Annotated in this window: 24 protein-coding genes; all 24 read right to left on the bottom strand. The window is 37.8% G+C overall.

The annotated features are described in order from the left end of the window. Position 1: 1 nt before the first annotated feature. Entirely contained in the window at positions 2–781 is a 780-nt protein-coding gene (gene fliH, locus CZ487_RS07600; protein ID WP_337189733.1) for a flagellar assembly protein FliH, read from the bottom strand. Continuing rightward, the gene (fliG, locus tag CZ487_RS07595; protein WP_077211519.1) at positions 765–1,781 is read right to left on the bottom strand and encodes a flagellar motor switch protein FliG; all 1,017 of its coding nucleotides are present in this window, start codon (positions 1,779–1,781) and stop codon (positions 765–767) included. The genes fliH and fliG overlap by 17 nt, the downstream gene beginning before the upstream one ends. Before the next feature lie 12 nt (positions 1,782–1,793). Beyond that, positions 1,794–3,398, bottom strand: coding sequence for a flagellar basal-body MS-ring/collar protein FliF (fliF, locus tag CZ487_RS07590; RefSeq protein WP_077211518.1), 1,605 nt, complete (start codon positions 3,396–3,398; stop codon positions 1,794–1,796). A 50-nt stretch (positions 3,399–3,448) separates the two neighbouring features. Further along, on the bottom strand, positions 3,449–3,763 hold the full coding sequence (gene fliE / locus CZ487_RS07585) for a flagellar hook-basal body complex protein FliE (RefSeq protein WP_077211517.1): 315 nt from the start codon (positions 3,761–3,763) through the stop codon (positions 3,449–3,451). Between the two features lie 15 nt (positions 3,764–3,778). Further along, positions 3,779–4,228, bottom strand: coding sequence for a flagellar basal body rod protein FlgC (gene flgC, locus CZ487_RS07580; RefSeq protein ID WP_202617794.1), 450 nt, complete (start codon positions 4,226–4,228; stop codon positions 3,779–3,781). Positions 4,229–4,230: 2 nt separating this feature from the next. Then, positions 4,231–4,626, bottom strand: coding sequence for a flagellar basal body rod protein FlgB (gene flgB, locus CZ487_RS07575; protein ID WP_077211516.1), 396 nt, complete (start codon positions 4,624–4,626; stop codon positions 4,231–4,233). A gap of 445 nt (positions 4,627–5,071) precedes the next feature. Then, positions 5,072–5,851: a GTP-sensing pleiotropic transcriptional regulator CodY gene (gene codY, locus CZ487_RS07570; protein WP_077211515.1), complete on the bottom strand. Its 780-nt coding sequence runs from the start codon at positions 5,849–5,851 to the stop codon at positions 5,072–5,074. A gap of 100 nt (positions 5,852–5,951) precedes the next feature. Next, on the bottom strand, positions 5,952–7,358 hold the full coding sequence (gene hslU / locus CZ487_RS07565) for an HslU--HslV peptidase ATPase subunit (RefSeq protein WP_077211514.1): 1,407 nt from the start codon (positions 7,356–7,358) through the stop codon (positions 5,952–5,954). Between the two features lie 12 nt (positions 7,359–7,370). Further along, positions 7,371–7,913 carry an ATP-dependent protease subunit HslV gene (gene hslV / locus CZ487_RS07560; RefSeq protein ID WP_077211513.1) on the bottom strand — a complete coding sequence of 181 codons (543 nt, stop codon included), beginning with the start codon at positions 7,911–7,913 and terminating at the stop codon, positions 7,371–7,373. Between the two features lie 21 nt (positions 7,914–7,934). Then, positions 7,935–8,828: a tyrosine recombinase XerC gene (gene xerC / locus CZ487_RS07555; RefSeq protein ID WP_077211898.1), complete on the bottom strand. Its 894-nt coding sequence runs from the start codon at positions 8,826–8,828 to the stop codon at positions 7,935–7,937. 152 nt (positions 8,829–8,980) lie between these two features. Next, positions 8,981–10,288: an FADH(2)-oxidizing methylenetetrahydrofolate--tRNA-(uracil(54)-C(5))-methyltransferase TrmFO gene (gene trmFO / locus CZ487_RS07550; RefSeq protein ID WP_077211512.1), complete on the bottom strand. Its 1,308-nt coding sequence runs from the start codon at positions 10,286–10,288 to the stop codon at positions 8,981–8,983. Positions 10,289–10,464: 176 nt separating this feature from the next. Continuing rightward, positions 10,465–12,543, bottom strand: a complete 2,079-nt coding sequence (topA, locus tag CZ487_RS07545; RefSeq protein WP_077211511.1) for a type I DNA topoisomerase — start codon at positions 12,541–12,543, stop codon at positions 10,465–10,467. Positions 12,544–12,867: 324 nt separating this feature from the next. Then, positions 12,868–13,728, bottom strand: a complete 861-nt coding sequence (gene dprA, locus CZ487_RS07540; RefSeq protein WP_077211510.1) for a DNA-processing protein DprA — start codon at positions 13,726–13,728, stop codon at positions 12,868–12,870. Positions 13,729–13,871: 143 nt separating this feature from the next. After that, positions 13,872–14,774: a succinate--CoA ligase subunit alpha gene (gene sucD, locus CZ487_RS07535; RefSeq protein WP_077211509.1), complete on the bottom strand. Its 903-nt coding sequence runs from the start codon at positions 14,772–14,774 to the stop codon at positions 13,872–13,874. A gap of 31 nt (positions 14,775–14,805) precedes the next feature. Further along, a complete protein-coding gene (sucC, locus tag CZ487_RS07530; RefSeq protein ID WP_077211508.1) occupies positions 14,806–15,966 on the bottom strand; it encodes an ADP-forming succinate--CoA ligase subunit beta in 1,161 nt (386 codons plus the stop codon). 245 nt (positions 15,967–16,211) lie between these two features. Continuing rightward, the gene (locus CZ487_RS07525) at positions 16,212–16,496 is read right to left on the bottom strand and encodes an EscU/YscU/HrcU family type III secretion system export apparatus switch protein (RefSeq protein ID WP_077211507.1); all 285 of its coding nucleotides are present in this window, start codon (positions 16,494–16,496) and stop codon (positions 16,212–16,214) included. Then, positions 16,493–17,839 carry a hypothetical protein gene (locus tag CZ487_RS07520; protein ID WP_077211506.1) on the bottom strand — a complete coding sequence of 449 codons (1,347 nt, stop codon included), beginning with the start codon at positions 17,837–17,839 and terminating at the stop codon, positions 16,493–16,495. The genes CZ487_RS07525 and CZ487_RS07520 overlap by 4 nt, the downstream gene beginning before the upstream one ends. Before the next feature lie 34 nt (positions 17,840–17,873). Beyond that, positions 17,874–18,677, bottom strand: coding sequence for a ribonuclease HII (locus tag CZ487_RS07515; RefSeq protein WP_077211505.1), 804 nt, complete (start codon positions 18,675–18,677; stop codon positions 17,874–17,876). A 115-nt stretch (positions 18,678–18,792) separates the two neighbouring features. Continuing rightward, the gene (gene ylqF / locus CZ487_RS07510; RefSeq protein ID WP_077211504.1) at positions 18,793–19,647 is read right to left on the bottom strand and encodes a ribosome biogenesis GTPase YlqF; all 855 of its coding nucleotides are present in this window, start codon (positions 19,645–19,647) and stop codon (positions 18,793–18,795) included. Between the two features lie 34 nt (positions 19,648–19,681). After that, positions 19,682–20,233, bottom strand: coding sequence for a signal peptidase I (gene lepB, locus CZ487_RS07505; RefSeq protein ID WP_077211503.1), 552 nt, complete (start codon positions 20,231–20,233; stop codon positions 19,682–19,684). 307 nt (positions 20,234–20,540) lie between these two features. Next, a complete protein-coding gene (gene rplS / locus CZ487_RS07500) occupies positions 20,541–20,885 on the bottom strand; it encodes a 50S ribosomal protein L19 (protein WP_077211502.1) in 345 nt (114 codons plus the stop codon). 146 nt (positions 20,886–21,031) lie between these two features. Then, the gene (gene trmD / locus CZ487_RS07495) at positions 21,032–21,772 is read right to left on the bottom strand and encodes a tRNA (guanosine(37)-N1)-methyltransferase TrmD (protein WP_202617818.1); all 741 of its coding nucleotides are present in this window, start codon (positions 21,770–21,772) and stop codon (positions 21,032–21,034) included. Continuing rightward, positions 21,772–22,290 carry a ribosome maturation factor RimM gene (gene rimM / locus CZ487_RS07490; RefSeq protein WP_077211500.1) on the bottom strand — a complete coding sequence of 173 codons (519 nt, stop codon included), beginning with the start codon at positions 22,288–22,290 and terminating at the stop codon, positions 21,772–21,774. Before rimM ends, trmD begins: the two co-directional genes overlap by 1 nt. A 5-nt stretch (positions 22,291–22,295) precedes the next feature. Further along, the gene (locus CZ487_RS07485; protein ID WP_077211499.1) at positions 22,296–22,688 is read right to left on the bottom strand and encodes a YlqD family protein; all 393 of its coding nucleotides are present in this window, start codon (positions 22,686–22,688) and stop codon (positions 22,296–22,298) included. Between the last annotated feature and the right edge of the window lie 59 nt (positions 22,689–22,747).

The following is a 22,747-nucleotide window of genomic DNA, read 5'->3' as shown; positions in this document are numbered from 1 at the left end:
TTTATTCACTCTCCAACATTTCAAAAAGCTTTCTTTTAATTTCCTCTAACTGCTGATCAACACTTGCATCAATTCTGCCGCTAGCAGATTCGATGATACAGCTTTGCTCAGGCAGGTCTGGATCTGGGTAAATATAAAGCTCGGTTTCTTTCGGGAAAATCTTAAGTAAATCTTCTTTTTGAGAGATTAAAAAACCATAGTAGTATGGATTTACATGCAATTGGATTTCCCTGTAATCTCTTGCTTCCTTCAGAGCATTTCTTACAATCGCTAGGAAATGATCTGGATTACTAGCAAGCTGCTCACCTATAATTTTTTCAGCAACCTTCAATCCTAAATCTAAAATCGTCAGTTCAGAGGATTGTATTTTTTTTTGATAATCTAACTTTGAGTTTTCTACTATCTGTACCGCTTCACCAATTAGTTCGCGAACTTCTTCATAACCACGTTGCTGTCCTTCTTGAAAACCTTCATCAAAACCCATCTGTTTTGCTTTATTTGATAAGGCAGCCGCTTGTTTTTCCCAATTAGCTTTCTCATGGCTTATCTCGGCTTTCATAGCATCAGCCTGAGATTTCGCTTGATTTAATATCACTTCAGCCTCTTCCTTAGCCTGGTCTAGGATATGCTTCCTTTCTTCAAGGAGAAAATGTGACTGATCAGGTTCAACGGGTAATTCGTCTTCTTGGTGATTCTCTTTAAATTGTTTGATTGAAATGACTTTATTTTTTTGCTCCCCGATATTCCATCCATACTTAATGAGCCTAGACAATAATATCATCTCCTCCGCCACGAGCAATGACGATTTCACCAGCTTCTTCTAAGCGACGAATAATAGCAACAATTCGGGACTGTGCTTCTTCTACATCACGCAATCTGACAGGGCCCATAAATTCCATTTCTTCTTTGAAAGTGTCAACCATCCGCTTTGACATATTTTTAAAGACAATTTCTTTAACTTCCTCACTAGAAACCTTAAGCGACAGCATTAAATCTTCGTTTTCACAATCTCTAATCACACGCTGGATGGCTCGGCTGTCAAGAGTCACAATATCTTCAAATACAAACATTCTCTTTTTAATCTCTTCAGCTAGTTCTGGATCTTGAATTTCAAGAGCATCTAGTATCGTTTTCTCCGTTGCTCGATCAACTCCATTTAATACTTCTACAACAGCTTCAACTCCACCAGTCTGCGTATAATCCTGAGTAACTGTTGAGGATAGCTTTCTTTCGAGAATTTGTTCTACTTCATTAATAATTTCCGGAGATGTGCTATCCATCACCGCAATCCTTCTTGCCACATCAGCCTGCATTTCTTGCGGAAGCTCTGATAGGATCTGCCCTGCTTGAGTAGAATCCAAGTAAGATAGAATAAGAGCGATCGTTTGCGGATGTTCGTTTTGAATAAAATTAAGAATTTGTGCGGGGTCTGCTTTTCGTGCAAAATCAAAAGGCCGAACCTGCAAGGAAGAGGTTAACCTGTTGATTATTACGGCAGCTTGATCTGGTCCTAAAGCCTTTTCCAGAACTGTTTTCGCATACCCAATACCACCTTGAGCAATATAGTCCTGTGCTAACGCAATATTATGGAACTCTTCAACAACATCTTCTTTTGCTTGCGAATCGACCTTTTTAACACTGGAAATTTCTAATGTTAATTTTTCTATTTCCTCTTCACTTAAATGTTTATAAATTGATGCAGATACATCAGGTCCTAAAGAAATTAGAAGGATGGCGGCCTTTTGTTTTCCTGTCAATTCCTTTTGATCCTTTTTTGCCATCATTCATGCCTCCTAATCATCAGCAATCCATGTTCTAAGTAATTTAGCAAAGTCTTCTGGTTTTTCCTTCGCCATTTTTTCAAGCTGTTTTCTGCGCAAACTGCTTTCTGTGTCTTTCTGTTCTTCATTAACATCTGGAATATGAACTTGCGGTCCTTCGTTCATTCCGTTCACTTCTGCCTCAGCTTCTTCAGCTTTGCTTCTGCGCATTCTCATAAATAAGAACACAAGTAGAATAATAATTAATAGAAGAAGACCTCCTACAGCATAAACCCACCAAGGAATAATTTGTTTCGGTTCATCATTAAATTGAATCTTGCCGTTAAACGGCTGAACAGAAACAACAATTTTTTCTTGAATGGTCTCCTCTGTTAAATCTTCATCGATTGCATCCTTATTAATGGTAGTCCTTACAATCGTACCCAGCATCTTTGTAATATCATCGACCCTCTCCTGCGGAAGAGAGTTTGGATCATTAGCATCCGGCGGTTCTACCATAACTTGTATACCTAGATCTCTTACTTTATATGGACTTTCAATAATTTCCTTACGAATTTTGTTAACTTCATTATTAATTGTTTCTTCTATTCTTTCATAATCGCCGTTTCCATTAGCACCACCCTGATACGTTCCGCCTAATGTATCTGCGGGGTCCTCAGCAGCTGGTACTCCACCGACGGCTGCACCATCACCAGTAAATGTTTCAGTGATTTTTTGTGCACTAATCGCAATACCTTCCATATTCTCTTCATCAACAGGCGCTACAAGGTTCTCTTCTCGATTTTCTTGTGTAAAATCAATGTCCGCTGTAACAGATACAACTACCTTATCCTGTCCCATCAACGTGCCTAACATGCTTTGTACTTGGCGTTGTACATCTCTTTCTACCTGTTTTTTTATATCATGTTGAGCTGCAAAAACATCTCCAGAAAAATTTTCATTATTTTTTAAGTCAAAGTACTCAAAGTTTTGGTTTGTAATGACGATATTATCAGTAGGAAGATTTGGGACACTTTTAGAAACAAGATGATACAAGGCAGTAATTTGATTATCCTCGAATTTATAACCTGGTTGCGTATTTAAGACAATAGATGCAGAAGCAGTCTCTGTGGATTCATTCACAAATATCCCCTGCTGCGGCAGATTAATCATAACCTTAGCATCTTGAACTCCATCTATCCCCTTAATTAGATCGGCTAATTCAGTTTGCATGGCATCAAGTTTTAAGACATTAAACTCGTTTTCAGTCATCCCAATCCCAGCATTTTGACTAAAAAACGAATAGTCAATACTTCCTGATTTCGGAATTCCCTCCGCTGCAAGATCCACTTTCAAACTATCCACTAACTCCTCAGGGACTTTTATCGTGGTTCCACCTTCCGTTATTTCCGATTGAATTCCTCTGCTATCCAGACTTTCTTTAATCGACCCTGTTTCAGAAGGAGTAAGATTACTGTACAACGGCGCTATTGTAGTTCTTGTTGCAAAAAATGAAATTAAAGCAATTACGATTACAAATAACAGAATAGAACCGATCATGATCATTTTTTGTTTTTTGGAACGGGAATTCCAATATTCTTTTATGTTGTTCGTATACTTTTGCAGGTAGTCCGTCATTCTTATCCCCCGGCTATTCTGTTTTAGTTATCAGTAATTAAAGTTAACTATTAAACTTGCATTCTCATAACTTCCTGATATGCTTCTACCACTTTATTACGGATTTCCATTGTTGCTTGTAAGCTAATGCTTGCTTTTTGACTCGCAATCATGACGGAATGGAGGTCTACATTCTCACCTCGTGCCAGCTTTTCTGTCATTTTATCTGATTGAATTTGCGCTTCATTAACTTTTTCAATTGATTCCTTTAATACGGACGCAAATTTCTTTTGTGACTCGTATGGTGTAGTTGTATTGGTTATAGTAGGCTTTGTTTGGTGAGATTGAAATAAACCTGTTACATTGGAGAACGGCGAAATGTTCATTTATGTAATCCTCCCTTACTTCCCGATTTCAAGAGCTTTCATTAACATTCCTTTTGATGCATTTAAAACTGTAACGTTCGCTTCATATGATCTCGTTGCACTTACTAAGTCAACCATTTCTCTTAACGGGTCTACATTTGGATATTGAACATAGCCATTCTCATCCGCATCAGGATGTTCTGGATCATAAACAACTCTAAAAGGAGAATCGTCCTCAACAATTCTTGATACTTTCACACCTGACCCTGCTTCGTTTTTTTGCATTGCAGTATTTAAGAAAGAAGAAAAACTACCTTCTTTTGGCTGCAAAACAACCGACTTCCGCTGATAGGGCACCCATTCTCCATCTACTAGCTTAGCTCTCGTACTATCCACATTTGCCATATTTGATGAAATGACATCCATTCTCAGTCTTTGCGCAGTCAATGCGGATGCTGATGTATTTATGCTATGGAAAATAGACATAATTACTTCCCTCCTCTAATCACCGACTGAAGTGATTTGAATTTTCCACTGATTCTATCAATCAATGCATTATAGTAAATTTGATTTGCAGCCAAATCTGACATTTCTTTATCCAAATCGACATTATTTCCATTATTATGATAAGACGTTGTTCTATCAGTTGTAATTGCAATATTAGACATCGTTATTCCTTTAAAATTCAAGTGCTTAGAGTTTGTTTTTCTTGCCTGTAGGGTCTGATCCATAGCCGCTTCCATGGTTGATTTAAAGCGGGCATTTTTCGATTTGAAATTTGGTGTGTCAGCATTTGCTATATTCTCAGCTATCACCTTTTGTTTTGTAGAAGAATAATTTAATGAATTTTCAAGTGTAGAGATCGTATTTGAAAAAAGCTTCAAAGTTTAGCACCCCATATGTGTTTAAATTAACTAACACAATCTAAAATCTTGTATACTTTTGTGTTTTCTAGATGAAATTTGTATTTTTAAGAAGAAATTTGTCACATACCTAATTGTAATGAATATGAAATAATCTGTCTATGTAAATTAGGTTAAATTCATTGGTAGATTCGTCCTATTTTGCTTAACAAATCATATACAGAAACACTATTAAATACTAATTATTATTATTGTATTTTTCTAAAATTGTTAAAAGAAATGAAATACTAGGTAAAAAGCATCAAGACTATATTATTTTATTAAAGTGTTTATTACCATATCCCCAATGTAATTGTCGTAAATTATTCAACTTATTTGTAACAACTTTGTAACATTTATTGAATATTTCTATTCTTGTTAATCGAGACAAAAAAATAACTGTCGAGAATCCTCGACAGTCTTTTGATTAATTTGTTTTTAATTTTTCAAGTTCAACTAAAAACTTATCATTCAATACTTTAATATAAGTACCTTTCATTCCTAAAGAACGGGACTCAATAACACCAGCACTTTCCAGCTTACGAAGAGCATTTACAATTACAGAACGGGTGATACCAACACGATCTGCTATTTTTGAAGCTACCAGCAAACCTTCATTACCGTTTAGTTCCTCAAAGATATGTTCGATCGCTTCTAATTCACTATAAGATAATGAACTGATCGCCATTTGAACAACCGCTTTACTGCGAGCTTCCTCTTCAATTTCTTCAGCTTTTTCTCGAAGAATTTCCATCCCAACTACGGTTGAACCATATTCAGCTAAAATTAGGTCATCATCATGAAACTGTTCTTGCAGTCTTGCAAGAATTAGGGTACCAAGACGTTCCCCACCGCCAATAATTGGTACGATTGTCGTTAAGCCGTTTTCAAATAGATCTTTATTTTCAACAGGAAACGCTGTATATTCACTGTTCACATCAAGATTTGGTGATGTTTCGGTAATAGAGAATAAACTATTTGTATATTCTTCAGGGAACTGACGGTCTTCAAGCATTTGCTTCATACGATCGCTTTCGATTTTCTGATTAACAGCAAATCCCAACAACTTCCCGCGACGGCTAACAATAAAAATGTTAGCTTCAATAACTTCACTAAGTGTTTCAGACATTTCCTTGAAATTAACTGGTTTTCCTGCAGCTTTTTGTAGTAAAGCATTAATTTTTCTGGTTTTTGACAATAAATCCATTGTTCTTCCTCCTATTTCCTGTAACCCTTCCAAGATGAAAAAAGTTGATTGTTCATTAGTATGTTTTATTATATATGTTGTTTGAAACATCATATCCTGATTATAAAATGAATTGGCTTAAATCCTTATTTTTTGAGATGGCTCCCAATTTTTCTTCAACATATTGCGGTGTAATGGTTATCTTTTCCATCGTAATATCTGGAGCCTCAAAAGATAAATCCTCCAGCAGCTTTTCTAAGATAGTATGAAGACGTCTCGCCCCAATATTATCTGTATTTTGATTCACTTCAAATGCTACTTCAGCTATCTTACGAATAGCATCGTCAGAAAATTCAATTTGTATACCTTCTGTTTCTAATAAAGCTTGATATTGTTTAATTAACGCATTATCAGGTTCAATTAGTATTCTAAAGAAATCATCTACTGTCAGTTTTGTTAATTCCACTCTAATCGGAAATCTTCCTTGTAATTCTGGAATCAAATCAGATGGTTTCGCGGTATGGAACGCACCTGCTGCCATAAATAAAACATGATCTGTTTTTACGGAACCATATTTTGTGACAACCGTTGATCCTTCTACAACAGGCAGAATGTCTCGTTGGACCCCTTCCCTTGAAACATCCGCAGATGAACCTCCTTGATTCTTACTAGCAATTTTATCGATTTCATCAATAAAAATTATCCCTGACTGCTCAGCTCGAAATACAGCTTCCTGCGTTACTTCATCCATATCAATCAGCTTTTGAGCTTCTTCGTTTGTAAGAACCTTTCTCGCTTCACGAACAGATAGTTTACGCTTTTTCCGCTTCTTTGGCATAAGACCACTTAAAGCATCTTGCATATTCATACCCATTTGTTCCATACCTGACCCTTGAAGCATATCAAACATCGACGGTTGCTGTTCTTCTACTTCAACCGTTACAATTTCATTTTCTAACTCACCCATCGCTAATTTTTCTTTTACAATCTTCCTTTTTTCTTGGAGACTGTAATCTTCAGTAGTGTTAGCCTCTTGTTCCTGCTGATTAGCACCACCGCCAAAAAGCATCTCTAGCGGATTTTTATAGGTATTCGTCTTTTTAGCAGACGGGACAAGCAGTTCTACTAAACGTCTATTGGCGTTTTCTTCTGCCCGCTCCTTAACACTTAACATTTTCTCTTCTTTTATAAGGCGGACTGATGTTTCAACTAGATCCCTCACCATTGATTCCACATCACGTCCTACGTAACCTACTTCAGTAAACTTTGTAGCTTCGACTTTCACAAATGGCGCTTGAACCAATTTCGCCATCCTTCTTGCAATTTCTGTTTTCCCAACCCCAGTTGGTCCGATCATTAAAATGTTTTTCGGGTTAACTTCATCTCGAAGCTTCTCATCCAATAAACTGCGTCTGTATCGATTTCGCAATGCGACAGCAACTGCTTTTTTTGCGTCTTTTTGACCGACTATGTATTGATCTAAGCGTTCAACTATTTGCCTTGGAGTTAGATTTGTACCCTTTCCCATATATACCCCTCCTCAGAGCTCTTCAACAATAATATTATTATTTGTAAAGACACATATTTCTGCAGCGATTTCTAGCGATGCCTGCGCAATTTCCTTCGCAGTTAAATGTTCTCCTGCAAATCTTTTCAATGAACGTCCCGCTGATAACGCATAGTTGCCGCCAGAACCAATCGCAAGTATTCCATCATCAGGTTCTATTACTTCACCCGTTCCTGAGACTAAAAGAATGGTTTCCTTGCTCATTACGATTAACATAGCTTCTAACCTTCTAAGCACCTTGTCACTTCTCCACTGCTTTGCAAGTTCAACAGCCGCTCGTTGAAGATTCCCATTGTACTCTTCCAACTTTCCCTCAAACATCTCAAAAAGTGTGAAGGCATCAGCCACTGAACCAGCAAAACCAGCCAGTACTTTACCATTAAACAATTTTCTAACTTTTCGCGCTGTGTGTTTCATCACAACTTGATTACCTAATGTGACTTGACCATCCCCTGCCATTGCACAGTTTCCGTTATGATGTATAGCAAAGATTGTTGTTGCATGAAATTGGTTCATTCTTTAATCCTCCTCAGGACTCTAGGCTCTTGGATGATGAGCCATGTACGTTTTTTTTAAGTATTCATTGCTTACATGTGTGTAAACTTGCGTCGATGATAATGAAGCATGCCCAAGCAGCTCCTGCACCGTTCGCATATCAGCTCCGTTATTCAATAAGTGCGTTGCGAACGTATGCCTCAGCATATGAGGATGAATTTTACCTGTAAGCGCTGATTTTTCAATGACACTGCTAAGAACCGTACGTAATCCTCTAGTTGTTAAAGGTGTTCCCCTGTAATTGACAAGCAAATAATCATGCTCTCTATGATGAAGATCTAAAAGTTCCTTACGTCCATAATTTATGTATTTTTCCAGCGCATCATGTGCAAAGCTTCCAAATGGTACATATCGATCTTTTCTGCCTTTTCCATGAACTAAAATTGTGGACAAATCCATATCTATATCCCGCAGTTGAATGCTGCAGCACTCACTTACACGAATTCCAGTTGCGTAGAGGACTTCTAGAATAACTTTATTTCTTTGCCCGAGTGCAGTACTATCGTCGCAGGATTGAAAAAGGGTTGAGAGTTCTTCTTCATAAAAAAAACTAGGCAATCTCTTCTCAATCTTCGGAATAGATACTAAAGAAAACGGATTTTCACTTACCAGCTTTTCCCTTAATAAGAATTTATAGAAGCTTCGCAAACTAGAAATTTTTCTTGCAATTGTCTTCCTAGAAAGTCTTTTATCGAATAATGTCGTTAAATAGATTCGCACATCAGAATATTGAACGTCAGTTAAACTTTTAATAGATTGTTCAGAAATGAACATAATGAAGCCAATCAAATCTTTTTGATAAAACTCCACCGTATATGGTGAATAGTTTTTTTCTATCTGTATATACTCTAAAAAAAGCTTACATTCTCTGTTCATTTTATCATCAAACAAGATGTCACCCCATAACGCAGATTTCACATCTCCAAAATGTTAACCCCTTAAAAAACACCGTTTGATTATTATAAACAAGGGAATAGCATAAAGGCTACTAAATAGTAACACAACTATATATCCCCTTGCAATAAAGTTTACATTTTTTTCACAAATTTCTGAATTGTTTCCAATGCTCTGGAAGCATGTTGTTCTGCTCTTTCCTTCTTCCCCTTTACTTTAACAGGTAATTCCGGAAAAAGCCCAAAGTTTGCATTCATCGGCTGAAAGCTTTTCGCATTTGTTGATGTGATATACTTCGCCATGCTTCCCATCGCTGTTTCTGCAGGAAATTCAATCGGTTCCATTCCCTCAGCAAGTCTAGTGGCATTAATCCCTGCAATTAGGCCGCTGGCAGCCGATTCAACATAACCCTCAACACCTGTCATTTGACCAGCAAATAATAAATCAGGCTTATTTTGGAATTGGTACGTAGCTCTTAATACCTTGGGAGAGTTAATGAATGTGTTACGATGCATCACACCATATCGAACAATTTCTGCGTTTTCCAAACCGGGAATTAATTTAATCACTTCTTTTTGCGGTCCCCATTTTAAATGAGTTTGGAATCCAACAATATTATAAAGTGTCCCAGCTGCATCATCTTGTCTTAATTGTACGACTGCAAAGGGTCTTTTCCCTGTTTTAGGATCCTCTAAACCTACAGGCTTCATAGGACCAAATAACATCGTTTTTTTCCCTCTTTGAGCCATTACCTCTATAGGCATACAGCCTTCAAAAAAGATTTCTTTTTCAAATTCCTTTAATGGAACCGTTTCAGCAGAGACTAAAGCTTCGTAAAAACGTTCAAACTCTTCCTCTGTCATTGGACAATTCAAATAAGCAGCTTCTCCCTTGTCATAACGGGATTTCAAATATACCTTGTCCAAATCGATACTGTCTTTTTCAATAATTGGTGCAGCCGCATCATAAAAATAGAGATACTCCTCACCAGTTAAACTCTTAAGCTTTTCTGATAGTGCCTGGCTGGTTAACGGGCCAGTAGCAATAACCGTAATTCCTTCTGGTATTTCTGTCACTTCTTCATTTATAACCGTAACATTAGGATGGTTTTTCACCCGGTCTGTAACATGATAAGCGAATTCATGACGATCGACAGCTAAAGCTCCCCCAGCCGGTACTGCACAAGCATCAGCAGAAGCAATGATAACAGAATCTAACATTCTCATCTCTTCTTTAAGAACTCCTACAGCATTCGTAAGTGTGTTAGCTCGTAGTGAGTTGCTGCAAACCAATTCTGCAAATTTATCTGTATGGTGGGCAGGTGTCTGCTTAACAGGACGCATCTCATAAAGGCGTACCTTTATTCCCCGTTTCGCAATTTGCCAAGCTGCTTCACTGCCAGCAAGCCCTGCTCCCACGACATTTATTGTTATGTCTGACATTCCTGAACCTCCAGTTGTTCTCTTGAAAATGCAAAAGTTTATCTTAATATAATTTACCCTAAAAAGCCACCTTTTTGCATTTTACAATACGATCGAGAAATAAAAAAGTTTCATGCTTCCATTCTTTTATTTAAATCAGTATAAAAATACACACATAAAAGAGGTGAGCTCTCTGCTCACCCTTGTGGCTCTTCTTTAAAATCACAATTCACACATTGGACTTGGACACCTTTTTTAAGCTTTTTCTCAACTAGCAGACTTTCACATTTAGGACAGCTCCGGGCAATCGGCTTATCCCACGATAGAAAATCGCAGCTAGGATACTGGTCACATCCATAGAAAATTCTACGTTTCTTACTTTTTCTCTCAATAATATTGCCTTCTTTACATTTTGGACACTTTACTCCGATCTCTTTTACAATTGGCTTTGTATTACGACAATCAGGGAAATTACTGCATGCCATAAACTTACCATACCTGCCCATTTTAAAGACCATTGGATTTCCGCACTGCTCGCAATCTTCTCCAGCCGGTTCATCCTTTATTTCAACTTCGGCCATTTCTTTTTCAGCTATCTCCAATTTCTTTTCAAAGCCTCGATAAAAGTCATCGATGATTTTTACCCATTTTGTCTTGCCTTCTTCAACATAATCCAAATCCTGTTCCATTTTTGCTGTGAATTCTACATCCAAAATCTCCGGGAAAAATTCTAGCATCAGCTCATGAACAATCTCTCCAAGTTCTGTTGGAATAAAGCGTTTATTATCTAATGCAACATATCCACGCTTTTGTATAGTATCCAATGTCGGAGCAAAGGTAGAAGGTCTTCCTATTCCAAGTTCCTCCAGTGTTTTAACAAGTCTCGCTTCCGTGTACCTTGGAGGAGGCTGTGTAAAGTGCTGTTTCGGCTCAATTTCCTTCTTCAGCACCTCATCACCCTCTTTTAAATCTGGGAGCATGTTGTTCTTCTTTTCCTCTGTTTGATCATCCGTACCTTCTACATACACTTTCATAAATCCTGGGAATTTTATCTTTGATCCTGTAGCTCTAAAAATAACTTCACCATTTTTCAGGTCGACACTCATCGTATCCATAACCGCTGAAGCCATCTGACTCGCAACAAAACGTTCCCAAATTAAACGATACAATCTTAATTGATCACGTGATAAAAATTCTTTCATGCTGCTAGGGTCACGCATAACACTTGTTGGGCGAATTGCTTCATGCGCGTCTTGTGCATTCGTGCTCTTCTTATCTTTTCTTTTTTCACTAGACAAAAACTGACTGCCATAAGAAGATTCAACATACTCAGCAGCTTCACTTTGGGCTACTTCAGAGACTCTAGTCGAATCCGTTCTCATATAGGTAATTAAACCAACAGTTCCTTCTTTACCTAATTCAATCCCTTCATAAAGCTGTTGTGCTAACATCATCGTCTTTTTAGCTCGAAAGTTTAATTTCCGTGCTGCTTCTTGTTGTAAGGACGATGTGGTGAATGGAGCGGCAGGATTACGTTTTCTTTCTTTTTTCGTTACGGACGTAACGGTGAACTTATTCCCTTCCATCTGTCCTAGAACTTTTTTGACGTCATCTTCTGATGTAAGATCTAGTTTCTTATTATTTATTCCGTAGAACATAGCATCGAAGGGTTCAGTGCCCTTCAGGAATTCACCTTCAATTGACCAATATTCCTCAGGTACAAAGCTTTTAATTTCTTTTTCACGATCAATGATTAAACGCACCGCAACAGACTGAACACGTCCAGCACTTAAACCTTTTTTTACTTTCTTCCAAAGCAAAGGACTGATGTTGTAACCAACAAGCCTGTCTAATATCCTTCTAGCCTGCTGTGCATCAACCAAATCCATATTGATCGGTCGTGGATGCTTAAAGGACTCCTTTATAGCATCCTTAGTAATTTCATTAAAAACAACTCTGCAATCTGACTCAATATCCATATTCAAACTTTGAGCCAAATGCCACGCAATCGCTTCCCCTTCACGGTCGGGGTCGGCAGCTAGGTAAATCTTTTTTGCTTTTTTCGCCGCTGTTTTTAATTCTTTTAAAATCGGGCCTTTACCTCGAATGGTTATATATTTTGGTTGAAAGTTATCTTCAACATCAACACCCGTTTGACTCTTTGGTAAGTCACGGATATGTCCCATTGAAGCTTTTACTTTATATTTTTTACCTAAATAACGTTCAATCGTTTTCGCCTTCGCAGGCGACTCAACGATAACTAGAAAATCCGACATCTATTGTCCTCCTCAAGAGGGATTATGAAAATATTTGACTAAGAAATAAACATTTAAAAGATTCATTATTTCTTATTAAAGAATGTACAAAATTAATTATTTAAATATTCATTATTATTAAACAAGATAGCAATACTTGTCAATGCCCATGGAAACCGTTTTCACCTTTTATGTTCTTTCTTATATGATTACCTGTTGCAAAATGTATACCAGTTTCAATATAATTTCAACCTTTTTCATCAAAATTTGTTTCAAAACTCTAAAAAATATCATAAAAAATTCACTTTTATGAATAAAAATGGGAGAATTTGAAATATTTCTGTGCTAATAAATTAACTCATCTAGAATATCTCCAGAGCTTTTAACTAGTTTTGCACCTTGTTGAATCAATTCATTCGTTCCTTCAGAAAACGGGCTGAAAATATTTCCAGGGATCGCAAATACATCTCTCCCTTCCTGAACAGCATAATTAGCCGTGATAAGAGACCCGCTTTTCTGTTTTGCTTCAATTATTAATGTACCACTGCTCATTCCACTAATTATTCGGTTCCGAGCAGGGAAATGCCATCTACTCGGTCTAGTATTTGGAGGATACTCACTTAAGATTAATTGATTTTTCATCATCTCTAGTGCAAGATTCCTATTCTCTTGCGGATAAATATGATAAAGGCCTCCAGCAATTACTGCAATCGTATGTCCGCCTAAACGCATGGCAGTTTGATGCACACATGTATCAATCCCTGCAGCTAATCCACTGACTAGAATGATCTCCTTTTCTATAAGTTTTGGGAAAAGGGCCTTAATTGCATTCTTCCCATAAGATGTAGCTTGTCTTGAACCTACAGCAGCAAGCTTTATACCGTTATTTAATAGATTGATATTCCCTTTTGCATAAAGCACCCAAGGGGGCTGGAAAGTTTCTTTTAATAGGGAGGGATACTCTTTATCAAAATAAGTGATCATATGAATGTCATTCAAGGAGTACTCATGAAAATAATCGTGGATTGTTATGGAGTTTATGTTATCAAGAAAGTTATTTTTGGTTAAATTAGGAACATTCTGAAGCGGCGGACACCTATACAAGTTCTTTAACTCAGGATCTGCTTTTAAGAGGTGAAATATCGCCTTCCAGCCGATTCCATTGCAGTGATGCAAATGTGTAAGCCTTTTTTTAAATTCTTCCATAAAATTTGCTCCTTTAATCATTGGATTTTTACTGAGAAAGAATTGATGAATCGAGGGAGATTTATTGGGGAAATAAAAGCCATATTGAACAGCCCCTCAAAAAGAGGGACTGTTCATAAAAATATGGTAGAAAAACTACTTAATTATTGTGCTTTACACTTTTCATAAAGTCCTTTTTCTTTTAAAACTTTAATTAGTGTTTCACCCATAACTGATGGAGTATCAGCTACTTCGATTCCACACTCATTCATAACACGGATTTTCTCATCAGCTGTTCCTTTACCGCCAGAGATAATCGCGCCCGCATGTCCCATACGCTTTCCTGGAGGCGCTGTGCGTCCGCCAATGAAGCCAACTACTGGTTTAGTCATATTTGCCTTAACCCACTCAGCAGCCTCTTCTTCAGCCGTTCCACCGATCTCACCGATCATGATAACAGCATATGTTTCAGGATCTTCATTGAATGCTTTTAGAACATCGATGAAGTTTGTACCATTTACAGGGTCTCCACCAATACCTACAGCAGTTGTTTGTCCTAAACCAGCCTGTGTTAATTGATGAACTGCTTCGTATGTTAATGTACCTGATCTTGAAACTACCCCAACATGTCCTTTTGTATGAATGTAACCAGGCATGATTCCAATCTTACACTCATCAGCTGTAATAACACCAGGGCAGTTTGGTCCTACAAGACGAGTCTTCTTACCTTCCATATAGCGCTTAACTTTTACCATATCTAATACTGGAATATGCTCTGTAATACAGATAGCAAGATCAAGTTCAGCGTCTACTGCTTCTAAAATAGCATCTGCAGCAAATGGAGCTGGTACATAAATGACAGAAGCGTTCGCACCTGTAGCGTCTACAGCTTCTTTAACAGTGTTAAATACAGGAACACCCTCTACCTCAGTGCCGCCTTTACCAGGAGATGTTCCTCCTACGATCTTTGTACCATATTCTAACATTTGTTTTGTATGAAAAAGGGCTGTTGAACCAGTGATCCCTTGAACAATTACTTTTGTATCTTTATTAATAAATACACTCACGTTTATTCTACTCCTTTCCTATCCAATATCCTTATCCAACTAATGATACGATTTTTTCTGCTCCGTCTGCCATTGAATCAGCAGCAACGATGTCAACATCTGATTCAGCAAGAATCTTCTTACCTAGGTCAACGTTTGTACCTTCTAAACGTACTACTAAAGGAACGCTTAAGCCAACTTGTTTCGCGGCTTCAACAACACCTGTAGCAATTACGTCACACTTCATGATTCCGCCAAAGATATTAACGAAAATACCCTTAACATTTGGATCAGAAAGGATAATCTTAAATGCTTCTGTTACTTTCTCTGCAGTTGCACCGCCCCCTACATCAAGGAAGTTAGCCGGATCTCCGCCAAAATGTTTAACAATATCCATTGTTGCCATTGCAAGTCCCGCACCATTAACCATACAACCGATATTACCGTCTAATGCGATATAGCTTAGATCGTATTTAGATGCTTCGATTTCTTTTGGATCCTCTTCCTCAAGATCACGGTATGCAACAACATCTTTTTGACGATAAAGTGCATTAGAATCAAAGTTTAACTTAGCATCCAACGCCATAACATTTCCATCACCAGTTACAACTAGTGGATTGATTTCTGCAATAGAGCAATCTTTTTCAACATAAGCTTGGTATAAGCCCATCATGAACTTAACGGCTTTGTTAACTAATTCTTTTGGAATGTTAATATTAAAAGCAATTCTGCGAGCTTGGAATGGCTGTAAGCCAACTACCGGATCAATTTCCTCTTTGAAAATTTTCTCAGGAGTCTTTTCTGCAACCTCTTCAATTTCTGTTCCGCCTTCTTCAGAAGCCATTAATACAACACGAGAAGTAGCACGGTCAAGAACTAAACCAACGTAGTATTCTTTCTTAATATCGCAGCCTTCTTCGATTAATAGGCGTTTTACTTCTTTGCCTTCAGGGCCTGTTTGGTGTGTAACAAGCGTTTTACCTAAGATTTCATTTGCATATGTACGAACTTCATCTAAGTTTTTGGCTACTTTAACGCCGCCAGCTTTTCCGCGTCCCCCAGCATGAATTTGTGCTTTCACTACACAAACTTCAGTACCTAATTCTTTTGCAGCTTCAACAGCCTCTTCAACTGTAAATGCTACCTTTCCATTAGGAACAGATACCCCGTATGCTCTGAGGATTTCTTTACCTTGATACTCATGGATATTCATTTCCCATCCTCCTTAATCATCTTCAATCACTTGTAGAGAACAGCTTGTACATTCAGAAACATCAAATAATTCCCGAAACGAAATCATTGAAATATTTTTCTTTTAACTGTTCAAAAAAAGTCCTGCGCTTTCATTTTATAAGACTAAAATGTCCTTGTCTACAGATATAGACAAAAATATTATTTTTATTTGAAAATTTTCAATTTTAAAAACCTAAGAAAATTATTATTCAGGTATAATTTTCCTTACTTTTTCCCTGCTGACTGATCCGTTTTATAGATAAATGCAAATACTTCTGCAACGGCTTGGTATAATTCCTCTGGTATACTTTCGTTGATGTTTAACTTACTCAGTAATTCTACTAATGAAGGGTCCTCCTGAATCGGAATATTGTTTTCCAATGCTTTCTCTAGTATGTTCTCAGCAATAATTCCTTTCCCTTTCGCAAGTAATGAGGGAGCATCGTCATAATGTGAATTATAATGAAGGGCAACAGCTTCTTTTCTTTTATTCTTTTCTGTCTTTTTCATACTCTTATATCGACTCCACGAATATGATTTGCTTCATATATTTTTGGATAATTTCTTTGACTGTCTAACTTTTTTTGACTTTCCATATGGTAAAAATTCACGGATGATAATTGATAATCCAACTCTTTGAGCCTATCTTTCAAAGTAGTGATAAAAGTCCTAGCTATTTGCTTTATCCCATCATTTTCATTGAAAATGTTAACATTCAAGATTCGGTTTTGTATTTGAAGATCCACGATTACTTCATTTAAATGCTCTAATTCTAAATAAAAAAGGATCCTGCAGTAATTAGAATCTATTTGGCCATTTTCCTTCTTCCTTCCACTCCACTGCACAGTTAGATCGGTTCTTTTATTCCAAAAAGACAATGGCACTTGTACCACATACTGCTGAAGAAAACCCGTGTCTTGCGAAAGAAGCTGCAGCCCTGTCACTTTATTTAAGAGTTGTTGTGCAGATTCTTTTTGCATCTGCGGAGGATTTTCATCTAAGAACTTTATTAATAAAGACTTCAGATTCTCCTGCTCTTGAAGATCTGCCTGGTTACCATCTTTTAGTGAAAACTCTAAATGCCTTTCATAATCAAAGCCGATCATGGTTGTTAACTTTTTAATATGCTGAATTAGACTTCCTCTATCCTCCCAATTGATAGACTCTGTTTGCCCTTCTTTAACCGGATGTGGCGGCGTATTAGCTTGGTCATTGTCCAGCCTTATTAAACTCTGAATAAAGGAAAGAAGACGTTCGCCACTTGCAGAGACAGGGCTTGCAGTGAGTACCGTATGAAGCTTGTTTAACAATTGATGGAGGGGTTCTTGCTTGCTTGAAACAATCGTCGCTTCCAAGATGTCTTCAGTGATCGGCAAGCCCTTCAAAACTAGTTGTTTAACAGCCTGAAGACCCTCTTCATAGTCTTTTACACCATTAAGAGCAAGTGTGGCATTACGAATCATTTCCTTCGTCACAGGAAGCTGTTCCTTTATGAAATATTTCACCGTTTTAGTATATTCTTCTGTTTGCGGCAACTCCAGCTGTTTTAACACCGTTTGAGTCGAATTGGTTTGTTCCCTGCTCACCGGACTGGTTGATTGTTCTAACACCTTGAGATGTATTTGCCCTTTGCCAGACTGTACCTGAAACCAATATGGGACACCCGCTGTAAGCGGCGCCTCCAATTTCGCAATCATCTTTTGAGTCCCCACCTGGACCTCAGCTAGTTCATTCGGGAAAAATTTTGTCACCTTTCCTAGTATAATTTGACCTGAACGAAATGAACTAGCAGTATTTTGAGTGGTAATATCATGTTGCTTTAAAAGCAAACCAATAAGATTCTCTGTCCGCACTTATGATCCTCCTCCGCTAACTTTCGCTCTCTTCTTAAACAGCATTCATCGGGCGCTCTTTCTCTATACCCTTTATAATGGAAGAAACTGGTGCAAAGCTTTTGCGATGATATGGCGTTGCTCCGTATTTATCCAAGGCCTGCAGATGCTCCTTTGTTCCATATCCCATATTCTTTGAAAATAGGTACTCTGGATAATTTTTATCAATCTCCTGCATCATTCGATCACGTGTCACTTTGGCAACAACGGAAGCAGCTGCAATCGAAATGGATTTAGAATCCCCCTTAATAATCGCTCTCTCAGCATACGGTGTATCGAGCTTTAACGCATCGATTAATAGGCAGTCTGGCCCATGCTCTAAGTTTCGAATGGAAGACAGCATAGCTTTCTTTGTTGCTTCAAGAATATTAATTTCATCAATTTCCTTTGCTTCAATAATCCCAATGCCAACTGATATGGCGTTCTCAAGAATATAGTGATAAAAGTGTTCGCGCTTTTCAGCCGTGAGCTTTTTTGAATCATCTAACCCCAGCAAGGTAAAGGATGGGGGCAAAATGACGGCAGCAGCTACGACTGGTCCAGCTAAAGGCCCTCTGCCAACCTCATCTACTCCAGCTATTAGTTGAAATCCTTCACCTCGTGCTTCTCTTTCATAAGCTGTCATTTGATAAAACTTTTCTTCTGCTCTCTGTTTTTTTTCATAGTGGTTTTGCCACTTATTCAATAATTGTTGTACACCTTTACGGTCGTCCCCGTACAGTTCTTCCAGCAAAGGATGATCTCGTCTATCAATAAATTTCAGTTTTTCCTCAATCTCTTTAATTGTTAACTTGTTCAAAACAATCCTTGCTCCTTGCTATGTATTGAGTATATTTCTACTATCTTATCGGCTTTTTCTAAAAAAAGTAAAGACCCTCAGCTAAAGAAGGTCTTTTTCTCATTGTAAGAATTATTTAAATAAAATCCTCTGGTTTTTCGAATGATAAAGGACCTAGCTGCTCCATTCTGATATCACGAATCACAAGTTCTGCCACTTTATCATAATCAACTTCTCCGCCAGCCATTAGACTGCCGCGACGCTTTCCTATTTCATTAAAAAGTTCAACAATATCCTCAGGAATAGTTTCTAACTGATAACGTTCCTTTAAACGCTGTGGATATTCCTTTTCTAAAAAACGCAGACCGTAAATACAAATATCCTGCAGGTTTAAAATCGTATCTTTTATCGCACCTGTTAATGCTAATTTTGATCCTACCTCTTGATCCTCGAATTTTGGCCAGAGAATTCCTGGTGTATCAAGTAACTCCAGTTCTTTTCCAACCTTAATCCATTGCTGCGCTTTCGTAACCCCAGGTGTATTTCCTGTTTTAGCAATATTTTTCTTTGCAAGACGGTTAATCAAAGTTGATTTTCCAACATTCGGAATGCCAACAATCATTGCCCGAATAGCACGCGGCTTTACGCCCTTCGCTTTCATTCGATCAAATTTTTCTTTCAAGATAGCTTGAGATGCTGACACAATTTCTTTCATCCCTGTTCCAGCTTGAGAATTGATTGCCAGCGATTTAATTCCTTGTTCATCCCAATACCTGATCCAGTCCTTTGTCGTCTCCTTATCGGCCATGTCAGCTTTGTTCAAAAGCACTAATCTAGGTTTATGCTGGATGATTTCATCTATCATGGGGTTTCGGGAAGAATAGGGTATTCTTGCGTCGACCAGTTCTATGATGATATCAACGAGTTTAAGTTTTTCCGTGACCTGTCTGCGCGCTTTGGCCATATGTCCCGGAAACCATTGAATCGTCATCCTAATACCTCCCTTACTTTATATCTTTTTGAGACTAATCCACGAATCTTATATCTTCAATGGGCCAATAAATCATGCTGGTATTACCTAAAACCTTTTCCATTTCAATGGTTCCGATGTGGCGGCTATCTTTACTATACCGCCTGTTATCACCCATGACGAATAGATGTCCTTCAGGCACTGTTTCCTGCCCAGTAACTTCTAACAATGTAAATGGTTCTGTTAAGGGCCCATCAATTACTTGCTGTTTATACTCATCCAAGTATGGCTCTTCATATGCCTCTCCATTTACATAAAGAGTATCATTCTTGTATTCAATCTTATCCCCAGGCAAACCAATAACCCTTTTTATGTAATCCTTATTTTCAGGAGCATGAAAAACAATAATGTCAAATCGTTCAGGTTCACCTATTTTATAGCTTAACTTATTCACAATCATTCTATCCTGATCATGTAATGTCGGCATCATTGAAAGACCATCAACGACAATGGGCGCAAATAAAAAATATCGGATAACTGCTGCTAGGACAACTGCAATGATTAAAGCCTTTGTCCATTCCCAAAACTCACTTTTCTTTTTCTCCATGCTACCTTCCCCACCATTCTACTAACAGTTATCATCAATCACTCCAATTTTAATTGAAGGATACACCTATTTATTTTATTTTACAAAAGTTTTCCTTATGATGCACGATTTGAAAATAATTTTTAAATTTTTAATTTTAACTATGAAAAAAGAGCTTGCAGAACAAGCTCCTTCTCTAAACCTTATCCAGCTGCAGCACCTAGCCCCTCGAGTCACAAGCCAATCCTCCCGGAAAGGTAAAGAACACCTTTCCATGAGGCTCGTCTTGTGCTGGTCGGGGCTGACCAAGGTGCTTCCGCTTTTAGCATTATCGGATTTCTTTAATACGAGCTTTTTTACCACGTAGGTTACGTAGGTAGTAAAGTTTCGCACGGCGTACTTTACCGCGGCGGATTACTTCAAGCTTCGCAATTTTTGGTGTGTGTACAGGGAATGTACGCTCAACTCCAACACCGTAAGAAATCTTACGAACTGTGAAAGTTTCACTGATTCCACCACCACGACGCTTAATCACAACACCTTCAAAGATCTGAATACGTTCACGAGTTCCCTCAACAACTTTTACGTGTACACGTACAGTGTCACCAGGACGGAAAGCAGGAAGATCTGAACGAAGTTGTTCTTTTGTGATTTCTTCAATAATATTTTGCATCGTTTTCAACTCCTTCCAACAGATGCTCTTACATATTTTTGGTAAAATAAAGATTGCAGCGGAACATCGTTATAAGACTATAAACTGAATAACTCCAGCGCAAGTCACAAAAAATATAATACCATAATTAAACGAGAACATCAAGATTATTTCTCTTGTTTTTTAAATTCTATTAACCAGGCTTTTTGTTCATCTGTTAACTCCAACCCTTCTATTAGGTCAGGTCGTCGTTCGTAAGTCCTGCGCAGCGATTCTTTCGCTCGCCATTCATCTATTAAGCGGTGATTACCAGAAATAAGCACGTCTGGCACCTTCAAGCCTCTAAAATCAGCAGGTCTAGTATAATGCGGATGCTCGAGTACACCCGTGCTAAACGAGTCCCTCTGGTGAGATTCTTCATTTCCTAGTACGCCTGGAAGCAATCTCACGACACTATCAATGACCACCATTGCACCGAGTTCTCCGCCAGTTAAGACATAATCTCCTATTGAAATTTCATCTGTAATAACATGCTGTCGAATCCTTTCGTCATACCCTTCGTAATGGCCGCAAATAAAAATTAAATGTTCCTCTTTCGCTAATTCTTCAGCTAGTCTTTGATCATGCCGTTTTCCTTGTGGACATAAAAGAATCACACGGGGATTCTCCGTTTTAGCTTGTTCCTTTAGGTTAGCTACTCCGTCAAAAATTGGCTGGGGTTTTAAGACCATTCCTGCTCCACCGCCATAAGGATAGTCATCAACCGTTTTATGCTTATTGTCAGCAAATTCCCGGAAATTAACAATATTATAACGGACTGCATTAGTCTCCGCGGCCTTATTTAAAATAGAAGACCCCAGCACACCATCAAACATTTCTGGAAAAAGTGTTAACACATCAATATGCATCATGATAATAACCCTTCCATTGGATCAATCAGGATTATTTTCTCTTTCACATCAACCTTTTTTACAACTTCATCAATATAAGGGATTAAAATATCTTTTCCTCCCTTTCCTTTCACTACCCACACATCGTTTGCACCTGGAGTTAAAATTTCTTTTATTTTCCCAATTTCTTCGCCCTTTGTTGTAAAAACAAGACAACCGATGATTTCATGGAAGTAAAATTCATCTTCCTCTAACTCCGAAAGTTGATCCTCCCGAACCTTTAATAGTCCACCCTTCATCTTCTCAACATCATTTACATTTTCATACCCTTTGAATGTTAATAAATCGAATGATTTATGAGTCCGATGGGAGTTAACCGTTAACTCAATTGGATTTGTTGCACCAGGCATAAATAAGAAGAGCTGCTTACCAGGTGCATATCGTTCATCTGGAAAATCCGTTTTTGAGATCACGCGAACCTCACCTTTAATTCCATGAGTATTTACTATTTTTCCAACGTTAAACCATTTTTCCAATACTCTCACCTCTCGCGTATTTCAGCCACGACACCATCTTTAATAATGATTGTCCTTGTTTGTATAATATCTTCCCATTTATCTCCCACGTTCACTTCAACTATTCCTTGAATTTCCTTTTCCTTTAACTCACTGCCTATAGGTAGCATATGTAATTGTTCTATCTGAAACTCAAGCAACTTTAGTTTTTCCTGTCTTGTATGTATTTCTTTTTCAAAATGATTTTTAAGATTGGCAGACTGAAATTTCTTTGTTTTCTCCATCTTTTTTAATTCAAAACGCAGCTGGTCACATTCTTTCTCTAATTGCACCTTGTTCTCATGATATTTTTCAAGCAGTTGATTTTTGCTTCTTTCGGTTAGAACCTGTTTAACAATAACATTTTGAAGAACGTTCATAACTGAACCTCCTAACGGGGGGGAAGTAATGGTGTGTCTAACTTTATGTACGAATTTTT

Origin of the sequence: Robertmurraya dakarensis, assembly GCF_900156875.1 — a bacterium.
Classification (GTDB): Bacteria; Bacillota; Bacilli; order Bacillales; family Cytobacillaceae; genus Robertmurraya; species Robertmurraya dakarensis.
The sequence above is the reverse complement of the archived record's forward strand: the minus strand, read 5'-3'. Positions and strand labels throughout refer to the sequence as shown.